This is a genomic window from Streptomyces sp. NBC_01142 (assembly GCF_026341125.1).
Classification (GTDB): Bacteria; Actinomycetota; Actinomycetes; order Streptomycetales; family Streptomycetaceae; genus Streptomyces.
This window is the reverse complement of the sequence record NZ_JAPEOR010000002.1, coordinates 322,310-336,922: the sequence shown is the minus strand read 5'-3', so window position 1 is coordinate 336,922 and position 14,613 is coordinate 322,310. Positions and strand designations below refer to the sequence as shown.

14 protein-coding genes are annotated in these 14,613 nt (G+C 69.8%); 12 read left to right on the top strand and 2 right to left on the bottom strand.

Annotated elements, in window-relative coordinates:
• The first annotated feature begins 13 nt into the window (after positions 1-13).
• Complete coding sequence (gene prcA, locus OG883_RS18910) at positions 14-775, top strand: proteasome subunit alpha (RefSeq protein ID WP_266542434.1); 762 nt, start codon at positions 14-16, stop codon at positions 773-775.
• A 78-nt stretch (positions 776-853) separates the two neighbouring features.
• On the opposite strand, the gene OG883_RS18905 is transcribed toward prcA, so the two are convergent.
• Together OG883_RS18905 and OG883_RS18900 are read right to left on the bottom strand one after the other, a co-directional pair.
• A complete protein-coding gene (locus tag OG883_RS18905) occupies positions 854-1,909 on the bottom strand; it encodes a hypothetical protein (protein ID WP_266542432.1) in 1,056 nt (351 codons plus the stop codon).
• A 33-nt stretch (positions 1,910-1,942) separates the two neighbouring features.
• On the bottom strand, positions 1,943-2,923 hold the full coding sequence (locus tag OG883_RS18900) for a LacI family DNA-binding transcriptional regulator (protein WP_266542431.1): 981 nt from the start codon (positions 2,921-2,923) through the stop codon (positions 1,943-1,945).
• Between the two features lie 377 nt (positions 2,924-3,300).
• Between OG883_RS18900 and OG883_RS18895 the strand changes: the two genes are divergently transcribed.
• From OG883_RS18895 to OG883_RS18845, 11 genes are all read left to right on the top strand, one after another.
• On the top strand, positions 3,301-4,569 hold the full coding sequence (locus OG883_RS18895; protein WP_266542429.1) for an MFS transporter: 1,269 nt from the start codon (positions 3,301-3,303) through the stop codon (positions 4,567-4,569).
• A gap of 9 nt (positions 4,570-4,578) precedes the next feature.
• Positions 4,579-5,940 (top strand): Pup--protein ligase, encoded by a 1,362-nt coding sequence (gene pafA, locus OG883_RS18890; protein ID WP_175257782.1) that lies wholly within the window; start codon positions 4,579-4,581, stop codon positions 5,938-5,940.
• Positions 5,941-6,097: 157 nt separating this feature from the next.
• On the top strand, positions 6,098-7,036 hold the full coding sequence (locus OG883_RS18885) for an FKBP-type peptidyl-prolyl cis-trans isomerase (protein WP_266542425.1): 939 nt from the start codon (positions 6,098-6,100) through the stop codon (positions 7,034-7,036).
• 43 nt (positions 7,037-7,079) lie between these two features.
• Complete coding sequence (locus OG883_RS18880; protein WP_266542424.1) at positions 7,080-7,451, top strand: FKBP-type peptidyl-prolyl cis-trans isomerase; 372 nt, start codon at positions 7,080-7,082, stop codon at positions 7,449-7,451.
• Positions 7,452-7,587: 136 nt separating this feature from the next.
• Positions 7,588-8,544 carry a YafY family protein gene (locus tag OG883_RS18875; protein ID WP_266542423.1) on the top strand — a complete coding sequence of 319 codons (957 nt, stop codon included), beginning with the start codon at positions 7,588-7,590 and terminating at the stop codon, positions 8,542-8,544.
• Positions 8,545-8,561: 17 nt separating this feature from the next.
• Complete coding sequence (locus tag OG883_RS18870; protein WP_266542421.1) at positions 8,562-9,518, top strand: YafY family protein; 957 nt, start codon at positions 8,562-8,564, stop codon at positions 9,516-9,518.
• A 15-nt stretch (positions 9,519-9,533) separates the two neighbouring features.
• Positions 9,534-9,788: a hypothetical protein gene (locus OG883_RS18865; protein ID WP_266542420.1), complete on the top strand. Its 255-nt coding sequence runs from the start codon at positions 9,534-9,536 to the stop codon at positions 9,786-9,788.
• Between the two features lie 19 nt (positions 9,789-9,807).
• Positions 9,808-10,005 carry a hypothetical protein gene (locus tag OG883_RS18860; protein WP_266542418.1) on the top strand — a complete coding sequence of 66 codons (198 nt, stop codon included), beginning with the start codon at positions 9,808-9,810 and terminating at the stop codon, positions 10,003-10,005.
• Positions 10,006-10,218: 213 nt separating this feature from the next.
• Positions 10,219-10,512, top strand: coding sequence for a Sec-independent protein translocase subunit TatA (gene tatA / locus OG883_RS18855; protein WP_266542416.1), 294 nt, complete (start codon positions 10,219-10,221; stop codon positions 10,510-10,512).
• 98 nt (positions 10,513-10,610) lie between these two features.
• On the top strand, positions 10,611-11,513 hold the full coding sequence (tatC, locus tag OG883_RS18850; protein ID WP_266549188.1) for a twin-arginine translocase subunit TatC: 903 nt from the start codon (positions 10,611-10,613) through the stop codon (positions 11,511-11,513).
• 221 nt (positions 11,514-11,734) lie between these two features.
• Positions 11,735-14,563 (top strand): RNA helicase, encoded by a 2,829-nt coding sequence (locus tag OG883_RS18845; protein WP_266542414.1) that lies wholly within the window; start codon positions 11,735-11,737, stop codon positions 14,561-14,563.
• Positions 14,564-14,613: the final 50 nt, after the last annotated feature.

Genomic DNA, 14,613 nt, shown 5'->3' with positions numbered 1-14,613 from the left:
GGACGGATAGCCGGTGTCGACGCCGTTCTATGTCTCACCCCAGCAGGCCATGGCGGACCGGGCGGAATACGCCCGCAAAGGAATCGCCCGTGGTCGCAGCCTCGTTGTGATGCAGTACACCGACGGCATCGTCTTCGTCGGTGAGAACCCGTCCCGTGCGCTGCACAAGTTCAGCGAGATCTACGACCGCATCGGCTTCGCCGCAGCCGGTAAGTACAACGAGTACGAGAACCTGCGCATCGGCGGCGTGCGCTACGCCGATCTGCGCGGATACACCTACGACCGCGATGATGTGACGGCCCGTGGCCTCGCCAACGTCTATGCCCAGACGCTGGGCACGATCTTCTCCAGTGCGGCCGAGAAGCCGTACGAGGTGGAGCTGGTCGTCGCCGAGGTCGGTGCCACCCCGGACGGCGACCAGATCTACCGGCTGCCGCACGACGGATCGATCGTGGACGAGCACGGCTCGGTCGCGGTCGGCGGCAGCGCGGAGCAGATCAGTACCTTCCTCGACCAGCGGCACCGCGACGGGATGTCCCTGGCCGAGGCGCTGAAGCTGGCCGTACAGGCCCTGTCCAACCAGACCAACGGCAGCGATCGGGAGATCCCCGCAGAGCGGCTGGAGGTCGCGGTCCTGGACCGTACGCGCCCCCAGCAGCGGAAGTTCAAGCGCATCGTCGGACGGCAGCTGTCCCGGCTGCTCGAGGCCGACGGCGCTGCATCGACCCCGACGGACGCGCCGTCGGACGAGGAGACCGAGGACGGCGGGGAGTAGTCCCCACGACTCGTACGGCTGCGCCCCGGATCCGCCCCCGCGTGGTCCGGGGCGCAGCCGTGTACGGGGCCGGAGCGGTCAGGGGAGCGCCCAGTGGTGCAGGCGCCCGCCGTCCCGGGTGAGCCAGGTGCCGTCGCCGAGCGGGGTCACGTCGCCACCGACGGGCACCGGGTAGCGCAGCCGGCCCAGCGGGTGCAGGGTCACCGCGTCCCACAGCCAGTGACGGACCGCCGCCGGCCGCCCGGGGAAGTAGACCTGGCCGGTGACCACGAGATGCGCGGCGTCGAGGAGGAAGGCGCCGGTGAACTCGTCGTTGTCGGGGTCGAGGGCCACCTCGGCGAGATCGAAGAGCCCGACCTGCTCGTCGGTGGTCACGTCGTGTGACGCGAGTTCGTCGCGGTCGTCGTTGAACGCAATTCCCTCGGCACGTCGCAGGGTCAGCGCTCGCGAGGTACCCGGCAGGAAGTCGATCACCTCGCGCATCATTGTGCCGCCGCGGATGTGTAATCCGTCATGGCGCGGCTCGATCCACCACGTCGACCAGCTGTACCAGGCCGTCCAGCAGGAGAGAGCGAGCATCGAACTGTCCGGATGCCACCGCTGTGTGATGTCGGAGGCGACGGCGCCGATCGGCCGCCGTGCCAGGACCGTGCCGGACGCGGCGTCCAGGAGGAGCAGGGTGTCCCGGGCATATCCGTGCTTCGGCGGATCGTCGTGGACCAGCACCGCCGGGGTGTCTTCGGTGGCGAGCGTCGGCACGACGACGCTGACCAGCCCTCCGTCCGGGCTCACCGCCGGGGCACCGGGCGGCCTGGGGTCCCACCGTCCGCCGTGCCAGGGGGCGTGGGACACCTTCCAGCGGGTGGTGCCGTCGGGGTCCAGGGCGCGGATCCCCGTCCCCTCGGCGACGACGAGGCCGCCGTCGGGCAGCGGCGTCGCCTTGGCGTGCGGCGGGAGGGGCAGCGACTGCGTGGGAGACCGCGTGCCGGAGAGGAACGCATCCCGGTCGTGGATCTCCAGCCCCTCGTCCGTTCTGGCGGAGAGCCGTGCGCCGGGGAGTGGGGCGAGGGATCCCGCTGCGGGGACCGTCCCGATCAGATGGGCGTCGATCGGGGCGTCCGCCGTACTCATCATGATCGCGATCGTTCCACGGAGGGTCCCGCGGGCTCAAGCGGAGGGGGCGCGGGCCGACGAGTCCCGGACGACCAGAGTCACCGGGAGGTCGCCCTCCTGGGGCGGGCGCCCCTCGAGGACCGCGAGCAGCGCGGACATACCGCGCTCGCCGACCCGTTCCGCGGGCAGGCTCACCGTGGTGAGCTCGGGCTCCACGGCCGTGGCGAGTGCGAGGTCGTCGAAGCCGGTGACCGACACGTCCTCGGGCACCCGCAGGCCCAGCCGCCGCACCGCCTTGCAGGCGCCGGCGGCCTGGATGTCGTCGTCGCAGACGATGGCCGTGGGCCGGGGCCCGGGGCCGCTGAGGGCCCGCTCCGCCGCCTCGCGCGCGCTGCCCACGTCCAGGGGCGCGCGGACGGTCCGTACGACGGCGTCGGGGACGGTGCGCAGCGCGTCGGCCAGGGCCCGGGCCCGTACATCGAAGGTCCAGGACGCCACGGCCGAGGCGAGATGTACGAAGCGGCGGTGGCCGAGCGTCAGCAGATGGTCCGTCATCTGCCGTACCCCGTCGGCGATATCGAGATTCACATGGGCGGCGGCCCCCGGGTCGGCCGGATCGCTGTCCAGCATCACCAGCGGGAGGTCCGTCCCGCGGATCGCGGCCAGCGCCTCGGCGGCCATGGAGGAGGCGATCACTCCGTCGAGCGCGGCCCGCGCCGAGGCAAAGGGGTCCTTGGCAGGCCCGATGCCCTGGGGGGAGGGGTAGAGGACCACACCGAAGCCGTGCTCGGCGGCGCCGGCGGCGGCGCCGGCGTAGACCCGGGCGAAGAACTCGTTCGTGAGGGCGGGTACGACGAGCAGCGCGGTCCTGGTCCGCCCGAGCCGCAGATTGCGGGCGGCGAGATTGGGCCGGTACCCGAGCTCGCGTGCCGCGTCCCGGACGAGCTGGGCGGTGCGCTCGGAGACGCGGCCGCGCCACTTGTCCCCGACCACGAGCGAGACGGTGGCCTGCGAGACCCCGGCGACGCGGGCCACATCCCGGCTGGTGGGCCGGGCCCCTGCGGCCCCTTGCCCCTGTCCTTGCCCCTGCCCCTGCCCCTGCTCTTGTCCGGGCTCGCGGCCGTCTCCGGGCCCTGCTGCCGACGGTGTCGGACCTCGCCCCTCGGCGGCCGCGCCGAGGGGCGAGGCGTCACCCCCGCCCCTGAGGTGCACGGCCCCGGCGGCATCAGGCCTGCGGGGCGGGTACGGCCCCGGCTCGGCGGGTCTGTCCTGGGGGGACCCGTGTGCCATGAATGCCGTCCTCGTCCGTTCGTCCGCTCGTCCCGGTAGACCCGCGGACTGCGGACATGGTACGTATGACCAACGACGTTATACGTAAAACCTCGGCCGCGCCCGGGGGAAAGGGGCGGAATATGGCCGCAGGAGCAACCGGATACGCCGACATACTCAAGGCGCCGCACGCCGCCCGGCTGCTCACCGGCACGCTCGTGGGCCGCCTGCCCAACGGCACGGCCCATATCGCCATCGTCCTGTTCACCCGCGCCGAAGGCGGCAGTTACACCCTCGCCGGCGCGCTCGCCGCGGTGTACGGGCTGGCGACCGCGATAGGCCAGCCCCTCCTCGGCCGCGCCGTCGACCTGTACGGACAGCCCAGGGTGCAGTTCCCCGCGGCCGTCGTCTCCGCCCTCGGCATGGCCCTCTTCGCGCTCGCCGGCACCGGCTCCCTGATCGCCTCGTACGCCGCCGTGGCCGTCGCCGGCCTCTTCACCCCGCCCCTCGAAGGCGGACTGCGGGCCCTGTGGCCGAGCATCCTGGGCCGCGAGGACCGGGTGCACCGGGCCTACGCCATGGACGCCGTGGCCCAGGAGATCATGTTCACCGTCGGCCCCCTGCTGGTCACCGTGCTCGTCTCGCTCTGGTCGCCCACCGCCGCGCTCCTGGTCATCAACGCCCTCGGCGTGCTCGGCGCGCTCTCCGTCGTACTGTCCGAGCCGTCCCGCGCCTGGCGCAGTGCGCCCCGCGAGGCGCACTGGCTGGGCGCGCTGCGCTCGCCCGGGCTGCTCGCGCTGCTCGGCGCGTTCTTCTTCGTCGGGCTCGCGCTCGGCTCGATCACGGTCGCCGGAGTCGCGTACGCCGACGACCACGGCCGTGAGGCCGTCTACGGCTGGCTGATGGCCGCCATCGGTCTGGGGGCCCTCCTCGGCGGCACGGTGTACGGTGCGAGGCAGTGGGCGGGGGCGCCCGAGCGTCGTTTGCGCATCATCGTCGCGCTGCTCGCCCTCGGCTATCTGCCCCTCGCGCTCACTCCCGGCGTGGCCGCCATGACCGCACTGTCCGCCGTCGCCGGAATCTTCCTCGCGCCCGCGATCGCCTGCGCCTTCATCGTCGTCGACCGGCACGCCCCCATCGGCACGGTCACCGAGGCGTTCTCCTGGCTCGTCACCACCTTCGGCGTGGGTGCGGCGGCCGGTGCCGCCGTGGCTGGACCGGCCGTCGAGCTCGGCGGGACTGCCTGGAGTTTCGCCGTCGCGGGAGCCGGAGGTATCGCCGCACTTCTGGTGCTGACGGCCACTCAGCGGGTACTCGCTGTTCCCGGCCGTACCAAGGACATCGCAGGCTCATCGGAAAATGATCGAAACGGTGCTGCCGAACTCGGTTTCAGCTCAGGCCGTGAGGCGTAATGTTCAGACATGGACCGCCGCATTTTCGGGCTGGAGAACGAGTACGGCGTCACGTGCACGTTCAGGGGACAGCGCCGACTGTCACCTGACGAAGTGGCGCGCTACCTCTTCCGCCGTGTTGTCTCATGGGGCCGCAGCAGCAATGTCTTCCTGCGGAACGGCGCCCGCCTCTACCTCGACGTGGGTTCGCATCCGGAATACGCAACTCCCGAATGCGACAACGTGACCGAACTGGTCACCCACGACAAGGCCGGCGAGCGCATTCTCGAAGGCCTGCTCGTCGACGCCGAACGCCGCCTGCACGAGGAGGGAATCGCGGGCGACGTCTATCTCTTCAAGAACAACACCGACTCGGCGGGAAACTCCTACGGCTGCCACGAGAACTATCTCGTCGCCCGCCACGGAGAGTTCTCCCGGCTCGCGGACATCCTCATTCCGTTCCTGGTCACCCGTCAGCTGCTGTGCGGCGCGGGCAAGGTGCTGCAGACCCCGCGCGGCGCGGTCTACTGCGTCAGCCAGCGCGCCGAACACATCTGGGAGGGCGTCAGCTCCGCCACCACCCGCTCGCGCCCGATCATCAACACCCGGGACGAACCGCACGCGGACGCGGAGCGGTACCGCCGCCTCCATGTCATCGTGGGCGACTCGAACATGTCCGAGACGACCATGCTGCTCAAGGTCGGCGCGACCGACCTCGTACTGCGCATGATCGAGGCGGGCACAGTGATGCGCGACCTGACCCTGGAGAACCCCATTCGGGCGATCCGCGAGGTCAGCCACGACATCACCGGGCAGCGCAAGGTGCGCCTGGCCAGCGGACGCGAGGCATCCGCTCTCGAGGTGCAGCGCGAGTACTACGAGAAGGCCGTGGACTTCGTCGAGCGGCGCGGGATCCGCACCGGCACGGTCGAGCAGGTCCTCGAGCTCTGGGGCCGCACCCTGGACGCGATCGACGCGGAGGACCTCGACCGGATCGGTACCGAGATCGACTGGGTGATGAAGTACAAGCTCATCGAGCGGTACCGGGCCAAGCACAACATGACCATGTCGCATCCGCGGGTCGCTCAGATAGACCTCGCGTATCACGACATCCACCGCCGTCGCGGGCTGTACTACCTCCTGGAGAAGCGCGGACAGGCCGCACGTATCTGCAACGACCTGAAGATCTTCGAGGGCAAGTCGGTGCCCCCGCAGACCACCAGGGCGCGGCTGCGCGGCGACTTCATCCGCCGGGCGCAGGAGCAGCGGCGGGACTTCACGGTCGACTGGGTGCACCTCAAGCTCAATGACCAGGCGCAGCGCACGGTGCTGTGCAAGGACCCGTTCCGGTCGGTCGACGACCGGGTGGAGAAGCTGATCGCCGGGATGTAGCGACCGGCCGCCGGTGGGCGCATCGGTGGCGACGTTGTGGCAAGTCGGTGGCAGGACGGTGGAACGCCACTCGGGCCCCGTACGTTCCTCGTGCGGGGCCCTTGGCACGCCCTAGAGTGTCGAGAACCTACTGTGCCGTCTGAGATCTGAGGAACACGTGCGCCGACTTGCCGGCCTTCTCGTCGTCCCGCTGCTGCTGTTGACAGCAGCGTGCGGCAGCGATGACAAGGACTCCGACTCCACCTCGTCCAAGAGCGAACTGCCCGCGATCACCGCCGGCGCCAAGTTCGGCGAGAAGCCGACTCTGGCGAAGGGAGAAGGTGATCCGCCCAAGGAGCTGAAGGTCGAGGTGCTCAGCGAGGGCGACGGCGCGAAGACCAAGAAGGGCGACGCCCTCCAGGTCAACTACCTGGGGCAGACCTGGGTTTCGGACAAGCCGTTCGACAACAGCTTCGACCGCAAGCAGCCGCTCGATCTGACCCTCGGCGCCGGCGATGTCATCCCGGGCTGGGAGAAGGGCCTCGAGGGCCAGAAGGTCGGCAGCCGCATCGAGATGTCGATCCCGCCGGACCTCGGTTACGGGTCGCAGGCCAAGGGTGACCAGATTCCGGCCAACTCCACCCTGGTCTTCGTCGTCGACATCCTCAAGGCGACCACCCTCCCCGTCTCCGCCAAGGGCACCGAGGTCGCCCAGGACAACATCGACCTGCCCAAGGTCGGCACCAACACCGACGGCAAGGCGCCGTCCGTCACGTTCCCCAAGAGCGACCCGCCCACCAAGCTCGTCTCCAACTACATCCTGGAGAGCAAGGGCGACGCGCTCAATGCCACGGACAGCGCGGTCGTGAGGTACGAGGCGTATCTGTGGAAGGGCGGCAAGAAGTTCGACTCCACGTACCAGGCGGGCAAGACCCAGACCTTCCCCCTGGCGCAGGTGACGCTCAAGGGTCTCAAGGACGGCCTCGTGGGCAAGAAGGTCGGCAGCCGTGTGCTGCTCGTCATTCCGCCGGACCAGGGCTTCGGCGACAAGGAAACGCAGGGCATCCCCAAGAACTCCACGCTGGTCTTCGTCGTGGACGTCCTGGCCAAGGTGTAAGACTGTCCAGGTTGTCCCGTTCATCATGTGGAGGAGCAGTTCAGTGAGCATCGAGAAGCCCGAGATCGACTTCCCGGGCGGCGAGCCGCCGGCCGAGCTGGAGATCAAGGACATCTGGGAGGGCGACGGGCCGGTCGCCAAGGCGGGCGACACCGTCGCCGTCCACTACGTGGGCGTGGCCTTCTCCACCGGCGAGGAGTTCGACGCTTCCTGGAACAGTGGTGCGCCGCTGAGGTTCCGGCTCGGTGTCGGCCAGGTCATCTCCGGCTGGGACCAGGGCGTGCAGGGTATGAAGGTCGGCGGCCGTCGCCAGCTGATCATCCCCGCGCACCTCGCGTACGGCGACCGCGGTGCCGGTAGCCGCATCGCGCCGGGCGAGACGCTGATCTTCGTCTGCGACCTGGTCTCCGTCTGATCGCATACGGTCGGCGAGAGGGCCCATGCCTCCCCGGAGTCCCTCCGGGGGATCCCAGGGCGTGGGCCCTCGGCTTTGCCCCGACACCCCGGAGCGGTACGGTCACAGGTCGGAAGTACTGCGAGGAAGGGCGTCGATGGCCATTGCCAAGGCCGAGCGGCTGATGAATCTGGCGCTGTGCCTGCTGGGGACGCGGCGCCCGCTCAGCAAGCGCGAGCTGCGCGGGTCCATCGAGGCCTATCTGGAAGCCGGCTCCGACGACTCCTTCAACCGGATGTTCGAGCGCGACAAGGACGATCTGCGCGAACTCGGCCTGGTCATCGAGACGGTGGAAAACCTCGACGGGGACATCGGATATCTCGCCCGCCGCGACTCCAACCGGCTGCCCGCGATCACGCTCGACGCCGAGGAGGCCGCGGCGCTGGGCCTGGCGGCCAAGGTCTGGCAGCAGGCCCGGCTGGCCGGAGCCGCCAACGGCGCCCTGCAGAAGCTGCGCGCGGCCGGTATGCCCGAGGCCGAGGATTCCTACGAAGCGCACCACAGCGCCCTCGAACCCCGTATTCCCGTGCACGAGGCCGCCTTCGAGCCGCTGATGCTCGCCTGCCGCGACCGCCGTCCCGTCGTCTTCGACTACCGCAAGGCGAACGCCGCGCGCCCGGAGCAGCGCCATGTCGAGCCATGGACGCTCGAGTGCTGGCGCGGCCACTGGTATCTGGCGGGCTGGGACCGGGACCGGGGCGCCGAGCGTGTCTTCCGGCTCTCCCGTATCACCGGCAAGGTCCGCTCGCGCGCCGGTTCCTTCACCGCACCCGTGCCCGATGTCGTCACCGTCCGGGAGACCGTCGAGAGCTGGGCGGGTGAGACCGCGACCCGGTCCGCGCTGATCCGGCTGCGCTCGGGCTGCGGCTATCCGCTGCGCTCCAGAGCGCAGTCGATACGGGAACTGGGGGAGGGCTGGGACGAGTTGGAGATTCCGTACGGACACGGTCTGGACGCCTGGCTCGTGGAGTTCGGCCCGGACGTGGTCGTAGTGGAGCCCGCAGATCTGCGGGCCGATGTGGTGGACCGGCTGCGCGCCGTGGCCAAGGGCTGAGGGGGACTCGTACATCCATGGCCGCCAACGCCATTGACCAGACCAGGCGGATGCTCTCGCTGGTGACCTATCTGCGCGAGCGCCCCGGCGCGCGCGTCGGGGATGTCGCCCGGGCCTTCGGGATCACCGAGGACGAGCTGATCTCCGATCTCGACGTACTGCCGATGTGCGGAACCAGTTTCCGCGGCGGCGATCTGCTCGACATCGACACCGACGGTGACCGGATCTGGTGGCACAACCCCGACGATGTCGCGGAGCCGCTGCGGCTCGCGGCCGACGAGGCAACCGCCCTGCTGGTCGCCGCGCGTGCCGTCGCCACACTCCCCGGGCTGCGCGAGAGCGACCGGGAGGCGCTGCTGCGGGCCACCGCCAAGCTGGAGGCCGCGGCGGGCGAGGCGGCCGGCGCGAGCTCGCGACTCTCGGTCACCTTCGAGTCCGAGGGCGGCGTCTTCGCCGATGTGGACCGGGCGATCTCGGAGCGCCGGCGGCTGTGGCTGCGGTACTACTCGCCCGCGCGTGACGAGCTCACCGAGCGCGAGGTCGACCCGATCCGGCTCTTCGCCGTCGGCCATACGTACATGGAGGCCTGGTGCCGCCTCTCCGAGGCGCGCAGAACCTTCCGCCTCGACCGGGTGGCCGAGATCAGACTGCTGGACGCCCCGGCCGCACCGCCCGAGATCGAGCTGCGCGATCTGTCGGAGGGGCTGGTGCAGCCGTCGGCGGACGATCCGGAGGTCGTGGTCGAGGTCGGTCCCGGCGGCCGCTGGGTCGCCGAGTACTACCCGCACGACAGCGCGGAGGAGCTGGCGGAGGGTGGCCTGCGCATCACCTTGCGTACGCCTGCGCCGGCCTCGCTGCGCCGGCTCGCACTGCGGCTCGGCGGGGACGGGCGGATCGTGTCGCCCAAGGACCTGGCGGACAGCGCCCGGCTGGCGGCGCGAGAGGCGCTGGCGGCCTATGACGGACAGGAATAAGGAGATTCGCGCTACATGTCTCTGATGTCTGGAATCACGACTCCCGTGGGACCGCTCCTCTTCAAGGCTGCCTGCCCCGAGTGCCGGGCGCGCCTCGAGCTCTCGGCGGGTGCGCTGCGGCTGGCGATCGGTGCCAGCCACCGCACCACCTTCTACACCTTCACCTGCCCCGACTGCGGCTCGGCCGTCCGCAGGCCGGCGGGGGAGCGCATCATCGAACTCCTCACCGGCGGCGGCGTGCGGACGCTGCGCCTCCACTCCACCGTCTAGAACGGTCTAGGCTCAGCGCATGTTCTGGCCCATGCTCGCCATCGCCCTGGGATTTCTCGGGATCGCCGTACTCGGCATTCTCGGCATACGGGTCTTCATCGAGGCCCAGCGCCTGGGCCGTCAGGTGGTCCGCACAACGGAGCGGATCAACCGTGCCGCGGAGGATCTGGAGAAGGCGGCGACCGCTCTGGCCCGCACCGGCGAAGCCTTGCGGTAGCCGGGTGCACCCTGATGTGCCGCTGATCCGGGCGGTACGCTGAGAATGGCGGCAACAGGCAATGAGGCGCCGGCCGCAACGGGAGTACGCACGGGGATTGCCCTGCGTTTACCCGTGAGAGTTACGATCGCAGCCGGTCGTGGTTCGGACACCAGTCCACCGCGATCAGCAGCTCAGCCCCATGCCGCCTCGGTGAGAAGGTAGACACCAGTTATGTTCCGACAGATCGGCCCCACCGAGATCATTCTCATCCTGCTCGTCGTCGTCTTGCTGTTCGGAGCCAAGAAGCTTCCCGAGATGGCCCGTTCGCTGGGCAAGTCGGCCCGGATCCTGAAGAGCGAAGCCAAGGCGATGAAGACGGAGGGCCAGCCGGCTGCCACCCCGGCCGACCCGCCGAAGGACCCGGCCCAGGGTCAGGCCGCCCCTCGTACGATCCAGGCGTCGCCCGGCGATGTGACGAGCGCTCGCCCCGTGAACGAGCCCACCGACACCACCCCCCAGCGCTGACCCCAAGGCCGCCGGTAGCGGCCTGCCGCACGAGATGAGGACGTGGGTTGCTCAAGCCTGCCCGCTCGAATCAGAAGGAGAAGGACCCCGAGGGGCGGATGCCGCTCGCGGACCATCTGCGTGAGCTGCGCAACCGGCTTGCGAAGGCGATGCTGGCGATCACGATCACATCGGTCGTGGCCGCGTTCTACAGCCAGGAGCTGATGCACCTCCTGGCCTCGCCGGTCACCGCCTGCGAAAAGGGAGTGCTCGAGACCGGCGGCAAGTGCGCCACCATCGTCTACACCGACCTGCTGTCGCCCTTCACCACCACGGTGAAGGTGGTGCTGATGGCGGGCATCATCGCGTCCTGCCCGGTCTGGCTGTACCAGCTGTGGGCGTTCGTCGCCCCGGGTCTGCACCGGAACGAGAAGAAGTACACGTACTACTTCGCCGCCGCCGCCGTTCCCCTCTTCGCGGCCGGCGCCTACCTCGCCTTCCTGGTCATGCCGGTCAGCATGAAGGTGCTGCTGAGCATCACCCCGGACACAGCCGCGAACTTCCTCGAGGTCGACAAGATTCTGGACTTCGCCGTCCGGATGGTGCTGATCTTCGGCTTCTCCTTCGAACTGCCGCTCCTGCTGATCATGCTGAATGCCGCCGGTGTGGTCACCGGGCGCCGGATGGCCGGCTGGTGGCGGGGCGTCGTCATGGGGATCTTCGTCTTCGGTGCGATCGCCACGCCCTCCACCGACCCCGTGGGCATGATCGCGCTCGCCGGACCGATCATCCTGCTCTACTTCATGGCGGTCGGCTTCTCGATCCTCAACGACAGGCGCCGCGCTCGGAACAATCCGGACGCCGAGCTCGACGACGACGAGGCCTCCGAGATCGACCTCTCTCCTGAGGCCCTCGGCGAGATCGAGTCCGTGCCCGCCAGCCGGGCACTGCCCGAGCAGGCCAGTGGTGACGCGGACGGTGCGCCGGCGAACCGGCTCAACGGTTACGACGACATCACCTGACCTTGCAGGGTCCGGCGGCGGCTGACCGGCGCGATCGTCCTTCTGATCGGTCCCGCCGCCGGACGCGGCCGAGGCACGGACGCTGCCGCTGACCGCCCGAGTGTGTTCCGGGCGCCGTACGGGTGCTCGGACGGCTCGCCCCTGGTGCTTGCCCCGGTGCTTGCCCCGGTCAATTAAAGATCGGCTCGCTGTCAGTGGTGGCGGGTAGGCTCATCAACAAGATGACCGAGGACCTCTCACCCGCTGAGCGCTACGCCGCTGCCCGTATCCGCAGCGCCGAGGAGGCCACTGCGCTGGCCCCCTTCCGCGCGCTGTACGAATTCGATCTGGACCCGTTCCAGATCGAAGCCTGTCAGGCCCTGGAAGCCGGCAAGGGCGTGCTCGTGGCTGCGCCCACCGGCTCCGGTAAGACCATCGTCGGCGAATTCGCAGTCCACCTGGCCCTTCAGCAGGGCCGCAAATGCTTCTACACCACGCCCATCAAGGCGCTGTCCAACCAGAAGTACGCCGACCTGGCCCGGCGTTACGGCGCGGACAAGGTCGGCCTGCTCACCGGGGACAACAGCGTCAACTCCGATGCGCCGGTGGTCGTCATGACCACCGAGGTCCTGCGGAACATGCTGTACGCGGGATCGCAGTCGCTGCTCGGCCTCGGCTATGTGGTGATGGACGAGGTGCACTACCTCTCCGACCGCTTCCGCGGCGCCGTGTGGGAGGAAGTGATCATTCACCTCCCGGAGTCGGTGACTCTGGTGTCGCTGTCGGCGACCGTGTCGAACGCCGAGGAGTTCGGCGACTGGCTGGACACCGTCCGCGGCGACACCGAAGTGATCGTCTCCGAGCACCGGCCGGTGCCGCTGTGGCAGCACGTCATGGCCGGCCGCCGGATGTACGACCTCTTCGAGGAGGAGACCGACCACGGCGGCCGCGGCGCGGGCAGGCGCGAGGTCAACCCCGATCTCGTCCGCCTGGCGCGGATGGAGAACCAGCGGGGGTACAACCCCCGCGACCGGCGGCGCGGCAAGATGGTGCGCGAGGCGGACCGCGAGCGGGAGCGGCGCCAACGCAGCCGGATCTGGACGCCCGGGCGCCCCGAGGTCATCGAGCGGCTCGACGCGGAAGGTCTGCTGCCCGCGATCACCTTCATCTTCAGCCGGGCGGGCTGCGAAGCCGCCGTACAGCAGTGCATGCATGCCGGGCTGCGGCTCAACGCCGACGAGGCGCGCCTGAAAGTGCGCCGGATCGTCGAGGAGCGGACCGCCGCCATCCCCGGTGAGGACCTTCATGTCCTGGGCTACTACGAGTGGTTGGAAGGCCTTGAGCGGGGCATCGCCGCGCACCACGCCGGCATGCTGCCGACCTTCAAGGAGGTCGTCGAGGAGCTCTTCGTACGCGGCCTGGTGAAGGCGGTGTTCGCGACCGAGACGCTGGCGCTCGGCATCAACATGCCTGCGCGCTCGGTGGTGTTGGAGAAGCTCGTCAAGTGGAACGGCGAGCAGCACGCCGACATCACCCCCGGTGAGTACACCCAGCTCACCGGCCGGGCCGGGCGGCGTGGCATCGACGTCGAGGGCCATGCGGTGGTGCTGTGGCAGCGAGCCATGGACCCGAGCGCGCTCGCGGGCCTGGCCGGCACGCGGACGTACCCCCTGCGCTCCAGCTTCAGACCCTCGTACAACATGGCGGTCAATCTGGTGCAGCAGTTCGGGCGGCACCGCTCGCGCGAGCTGCTCGAGACGTCCTTCGCGCAGTTCCAGGCGGACAAGTCGGTCGTCGGCATCTCCCGTCAGGTACAGAAGAACGAAGAGGGGCTCGAGGGCTACCGCGAGGGCATGACCTGCCACTTGGGGGACTTCGAGGAGTACGCGCGGCTGCGCCGCGAGCTCAAGGACCGCGAGACGGAACTGGCCAAGCAGGGCGTCGCACAGCGGCGGGCAGCCGCGGCCTCCTCGCTGGAGAAGCTGAAGCCGGGCGATGTCATCCATGTCCCGACGGGCAAGTTCGCGGGTCTTGCGCTGGTGCTCGACCCGGGGATCCCGGCGGGACGCACCAACGGACACCGCGGCTTCGAGCACCACGACGGTCCGCGGCCGCTCGTCCTGACCGCCGAGCGGCAGGTCAAGAGGCTGGCATCAATGGACTTCCCGGTGCCGGTCGAGGCACTGGAGCGGATGCGGATCCCGAAGTCCTTCAATCCGCGCTCGCCGCAGTCACGGCGGGATCTGGCGTCCGCGCTGCGGACCAAGGCGGGGCACATCGAGCCCGAGCGGCACCGCAAGCAGCGGGCCGCGGCCGCCGACGACCGGGAGATCGCCCGGCTGCGGACGGAGCTGCGCGCGCATCCCTGCCACGGCTGCGACGAGCGTGAGGACCACGCGCGGTGGGCGGAGCGTTACCACCGGCTGGAGCGCGACACCCAGCAGCTGGAGCGGCGTATCGAGGGCCGGACGAACACCATCGCCCGTACCTTCGACCGGATCGTGGCGCTGCTGACCGAGATGGACTATCTGCGCGGCGACGAGGTCACCGAACACGGCAAGCGGCTCGCGCGGCTCTACGGCGAGCTGGATCTGCTGGCCAGCGAATGCCTGCGGGACGGGGTGTGGGAGGGGCTCAGCCCGGCCGAACTGGCCTCGTGTGTCTCGGCGTTGGTGTACGAGGCGCGGCAGTCGGACGACGCGGTGGCGCCCAAGGTCCCGGCGGGGAAGGCGAAGGCCGCGCTGGGCGAGATGGTGCACATCTGGGGCCGGCTCGATGCCCTGGAGGAAGAGTTCAAGATCAACCAGGCGGAGGGCGTCGGACAGCGCGAACCCGACCTCGGCTTCGCCTGGGCTGCCTATCAGTGGGCCTCCGACAAGGGTCTGGACGAGGTGCTGCGCGAGGCGGAGATGCCTGCCGGTGACTTCGTCCGCTGGAGCAAGCAGGTGATCGACGTTCTCGGGCAGATCGCGGCGGCGGCGCCGCGGGAGGGCAGTACGGTCGCGAAGAACGCCCGCAAGGCGGTCGACGCGTTGCTGCGGGGTGTGGTGGCGTACAGCTCGGTGGGCTGAGCGGCTCGGCGGGCTGAGCCGGGCCGCGCTGAGCCGAGCTGCGGTGCGTG

Coding starts and splice junctions, on each gene's coding strand:
- OG883_RS18905 (WP_266542432.1), bottom strand. CDS start 1,909: ATGATGAGTACGGCGGACGCCCCGATCGACGCCCATCTGATCGGGACG.
- OG883_RS18895 (WP_266542429.1), top strand. CDS start 3,301: ATGGCCGCAGGAGCAACCGGATACGCCGACATACTCAAGGCGCCGCAC.
- pafA (WP_175257782.1), top strand. CDS start 4,579: ATGGACCGCCGCATTTTCGGGCTGGAGAACGAGTACGGCGTCACGTGC.
- OG883_RS18875 (WP_266542423.1), top strand. CDS start 7,588: ATGGCCATTGCCAAGGCCGAGCGGCTGATGAATCTGGCGCTGTGCCTG.
- OG883_RS18870 (WP_266542421.1), top strand. CDS start 8,562: ATGGCCGCCAACGCCATTGACCAGACCAGGCGGATGCTCTCGCTGGTG.
- OG883_RS18865 (WP_266542420.1), top strand. CDS start 9,534: ATGTCTCTGATGTCTGGAATCACGACTCCCGTGGGACCGCTCCTCTTC.
- OG883_RS18860 (WP_266542418.1), top strand. CDS start 9,808: ATGTTCTGGCCCATGCTCGCCATCGCCCTGGGATTTCTCGGGATCGCC.
- tatA (WP_266542416.1), top strand. CDS start 10,219: ATGTTCCGACAGATCGGCCCCACCGAGATCATTCTCATCCTGCTCGTC.
- tatC (WP_266549188.1), top strand. CDS start 10,611: ATGCCGCTCGCGGACCATCTGCGTGAGCTGCGCAACCGGCTTGCGAAG.
- OG883_RS18845 (WP_266542414.1), top strand. CDS start 11,735: ATGACCGAGGACCTCTCACCCGCTGAGCGCTACGCCGCTGCCCGTATC.